General features: G+C 30.4%; 5 protein-coding genes. All 5 read left to right on the top strand.

Annotated elements, in window-relative coordinates:
- A partial coding sequence (locus PGOND44_RS14695) for a hypothetical protein (RefSeq protein WP_003445717.1) occupies positions 1-629 on the top strand: 629 nt, incomplete at its 5' end.
- A 180-nt stretch (positions 630-809) separates the two neighbouring features.
- Positions 810-1,466 carry an NADase-type glycan-binding domain-containing protein gene (locus tag PGOND44_RS14690; protein ID WP_003445716.1) on the top strand — a complete coding sequence of 219 codons (657 nt, stop codon included), beginning with the start codon at positions 810-812 and terminating at the stop codon, positions 1,464-1,466.
- A gap of 235 nt (positions 1,467-1,701) precedes the next feature.
- Positions 1,702-2,472 (top strand): DUF6090 family protein, encoded by a 771-nt coding sequence (locus tag PGOND44_RS15090; RefSeq protein WP_003445715.1) that lies wholly within the window; start codon positions 1,702-1,704, stop codon positions 2,470-2,472.
- 19 nt (positions 2,473-2,491) lie between these two features.
- On the top strand, positions 2,492-3,229 hold the full coding sequence (locus PGOND44_RS15085; protein ID WP_003445714.1) for a DUF6090 family protein: 738 nt from the start codon (positions 2,492-2,494) through the stop codon (positions 3,227-3,229).
- A 175-nt stretch (positions 3,230-3,404) separates the two neighbouring features.
- Entirely contained in the window at positions 3,405-3,965 is a 561-nt protein-coding gene (locus PGOND44_RS14675; protein ID WP_003445713.1) for a hypothetical protein, read from the top strand.
- Positions 3,966-3,978 lie beyond the last annotated feature (13 nt).

The following is a 3,978-nucleotide window of genomic DNA, read 5'->3' as shown; positions in this document are numbered from 1 at the left end:
CCATATACAGAGACGTTGCCAACAATATGAAAAAACTTCTTTTTATACTAATTCTGATTCTGATCTCATCTTGTGGTTCAAATAAAAATACCTTAGTTGCGGACAAAAAATTTGAACTTTGTTCTGACATCCGATATGAGCGACTGATAAGCAATTTTGATCCCCTGGCGAGAAAATCAGTTTATAAGCGGAATATTCACAGTTTATTTGAAAATTTACTCATACGGGAAGGTTATCTGACTGAGGTAAACAAAGCAGGATATAGAGATTTATTGAACAAGGTGAGGAAAAACAAAGTTGATCTGAATCTCTTTGAAAAGTTTAAAACTGATCTTGGATTTGATCCACAGATTTTGTTTGCGACAGGCTCCTTTACATCTTGCTACACTTATATTATTGAAAATATCGGGATAGTGGATGAAGATTGTTGGCAATATAAATTTAGAGATACATATTGGAAATTTGAGGCTGAGGGAAATTTACACCAAGAAAATGATTTCATCTTTGATGCTTTAAAAGTTATACCTGAAAAGAAATTTCAAGATATAAATTACCGAAAATTATTTCTGGACCTAATATTTTTGGAACTAGAACCATATCCATCTGAACCAATTTTCAGGACAAATTGAAATACCAGCCAAAATTCAGCAAAAATACTGTTGGCAACAATATATAAAAACAATGCTTAAATCAGTCTCAAATCAAAACTCCCTGCTCGCTTGCAACTCCTGATTTTCATGCGGACAATCAGGCTGGCCAGCTCGCACTGTTTTTATACGAGACGTTGTGGTGCATTTGAGAAAAACGATATGAAAATTAAATTAACAATACTCTTTTTAGCATTCAGCTCAATTTTATTCTCGCAAGAATTGAAAATAATTCAAGCAGTTCAAGGAAAAGATTCTAACTTTTTTGAATACGAAGATTATGAAACACCTGACAGACCAATTGGAGAGTTAATCTTTTTGAAAGGTTGCAGTTGGTATTGTGGTGGTTCTGTAAAGTCGATTAAAGCCTCGTCTGAATTGAAAGAAAATAATGGAATAAATTACTCACCGAAAAATGCTCACGATTTTGATAAAAACACAGCTTGGATTGAGGGAAAAACTAATTTTGGAATCGGAGAATTTATCGAATATTCTTTTGACTTTAGTGAAATGAAGGAATATAATGGCGGTTTAGGAATTAATCGAATTTTATTGGCAAACGGATACAAGAAAAATAAACTGACTTGGGTAAATAATTCAAGAGTTAAGCAACTGAAAGTTTATTTGAATAACAAACCTTATGCAGTTTTAGACCTTTTGGATTCATTTGAAATTCAAACAATTGATATAGGAGAAATAAAATTTCCAGCAAATAAAGAGACAAAACTTAAATTTGAGATAACTCAAGTTTACGAAGGAATTAAATTTAAAGATACTGCAATTAGTCTATTAATGTTTAACGGAATTGGAGTTCACTGAAAATAAAGAAAACGACACCACAACAATGGTTATAATTAATACGGGTTTTGGTGCTTAACCTAAAGGTTAATGCATTTAACCAAGTCCGCCAAAACTTTTAATTTGGCTTTAAAAATGAAAAGATAAAACAAAATAAAAAGTTTTGGCTAAGTGCTTAATCGAAATTTAACTACTTTTAATACCCGTACTAACCATAGCCGAGACGTTGTGCTTCATTATCAGAAACCGCTAACCAATGATAAAATTCTATAGAAAAATTAGACAAAAAATGCTGACTGAAAATAAATTCAGTAAATATCTGATTTATGCGATTGGTGAAATTGTACTTGTTGTTATTGGAATTTTAATTGCGTTGCAAATTAACAATTGGAATGAACAACAGAACATACAAGGTAATCAAGAGAAATACTTAAAACTTATAAAAACCGAAGCGATTAATAATCTAAAGCAAGTTACCAATACCAAAGAGTCTGTTAACACTTTGAATATATGGCAAAACAAAATTTTTAATCTAATCGATAGTAACCAAGATACTATAACAGAAGCTTATATATCAAAAACATTTGGTAACGTGTTTTCTAACACATATGAATTCAGATATGAGAATAGCGTGCTTACTGAAATGAAAACCTCTGGTGAATTAAAAAACATTAGTAATGATAGTCTTCGCAACTACTTAATTGCATTAGACCCCTTGGTTTTGAAAATTGAAAATCAAGAACAAAGTGTAAAACAAGAATATGATAAAAGTATAGAATATATTAAAAAGAATGGCTCTTTAAGAACGATGGCAGACAGAAATGGACTAGCTGAAATAATCGGAATTCCAAAATTACCAGAATTTAAAAGTAGTAACATTCATTTATTAAGTGAAAATGAATTTGAAAATAACCTTATGAGATATACTGGCACAACCAAAAATCTTTTCACTTATCAATATCCTACATTAGAAAATCATCTAAAAAAGATAATTGAAATTATAGAGAAAGAATTGGAAAAAAAATAACCAAAGCACCAATCAAACAATGATAAAATTCTTCAGAAAAATTAGACAAAATTTAATTTCAGAAGGTAAAACTGGAAAGTATCTAAAGTATGCTCTTGGGGAAATTATTCTTGTCGTGATTGGAATTTTAATTGCTCTGTCAATTAACAATTGGAATCAAGAGCGGCAACAAAAAAAAGTATTGAATAATATCTATGCAACCATAAAAGCAGATTTACAACAAGACATAGTAAATATTGATAAAATTGTCAGTTCTTCACAATCTATAGAAAAAGATTATTTGGCAATTATTAATAAAACAATAAAAAAAGAAGACTTTTTAAACTGTATAAATTGTAGATACGTAAATTTCGGATTCCCAAATATTAAATTAAGAAAAAATGGTAGTGAACTACTACAAAACTACAATCAACAAAACAATACGTCTAATGATTCTCTATCAATTAAATTAAATAATTTGTATTTGGATTTGTCTAATAACATTTCTGTTGATTTAGAAGAATTAGCTACAAACTCAAATTCCTTTTTGGAAATTGTAAAATACACACAACCTTGGTTTGCCGACTTTGACTTTAGAGGTACTGGTGCTTATAGTGAAGCTTTCATAGAATACGCCTTAACCGATTTTGGTTACAGAAACACAGCTAAAGTTATCTATGAAATGTATTTCAATAATTATATACCACATTTAAAAGAGTATAGAACTAAAAGTTTAGAAATCATCACTTTAATTGATAAAAAATTGAAGGACGAATAAACCCTTGAAAAATAACGAAAGCACAACAATGTATAACCGCAATTACGGCGGATTCGACTACGTCCGAATCCACGCGGAATTGCTAACGTCTGTGCCAAACCGAAAAATAACGCATATTAACCCGTAACTGACGGTTATACGAGACCGTTGTGAGCAAGCTGAAAAAAAAACCGAAATGAACGAAATATTACAATGGAATATTAAAAAAGAAAAACTGGTTGACTATAAAGCAGAAAGCTGGACAGAAGACTATTTCATTGCATCACCAAATAATGAATTTGGAATTTTAGTTTACAATATTGAAGAATGGAGAATGCTTGCTTACGGAGGAATTATCGGAATTTACTCAAATCCTGAAAATCCAAATATAGAACTGAACTCAAGTCGGACTTGGATTTGGTTTCAAGATGATAAAACATTTGACTTTCTTGAAAAATCTGATTGCATTGCTTGCCGAAAACCAGCATATAACTCGAATAATACGAAAGGAGATTTCCCTTTTCTCTTAATAAATATTAAACAAAGAAAGTTTGGATTTATAGAATTTGACGGAACTTCAATTTATTATGGACTTGAAGAAATTGAGAAGAATAAGGCTAAAATAATCGAGGTTTATTCAAAAGATTTAGATAATTTAAACATTGAGAAACGGACAAATGAAATTATTAATCTGGACAAACTAAAATGGTTCGACTTAATCGATTTTGGTCGAGCCTTGGAAAAATATCGTCAATAGAAAAGCCAGCTCA

Source organism: Psychroflexus gondwanensis ACAM 44, assembly GCF_000355905.1.
In the GTDB taxonomy this organism is placed as follows: domain Bacteria; phylum Bacteroidota; class Bacteroidia; order Flavobacteriales; family Flavobacteriaceae; genus Psychroflexus; species Psychroflexus gondwanensis.
This window is presented reverse-complemented; position numbering and strand designations above follow the sequence as displayed.

What these genes read in the sequence shown, in the direction of transcription:
- PGOND44_RS14690 (WP_003445716.1), top strand. Translation starts at nt 810, where the DNA reads ATGAAAATTAAATTAACAATACTCTTTTTAGCATTCAGCTCAATTTTA.
- PGOND44_RS15090 (WP_003445715.1), top strand. Translation starts at nt 1,702, where the DNA reads ATGATAAAATTCTATAGAAAAATTAGACAAAAAATGCTGACTGAAAAT.
- PGOND44_RS15085 (WP_003445714.1), top strand. Translation starts at nt 2,492, where the DNA reads ATGATAAAATTCTTCAGAAAAATTAGACAAAATTTAATTTCAGAAGGT.
- PGOND44_RS14675 (WP_003445713.1), top strand. Translation starts at nt 3,405, where the DNA reads ATGAACGAAATATTACAATGGAATATTAAAAAAGAAAAACTGGTTGAC.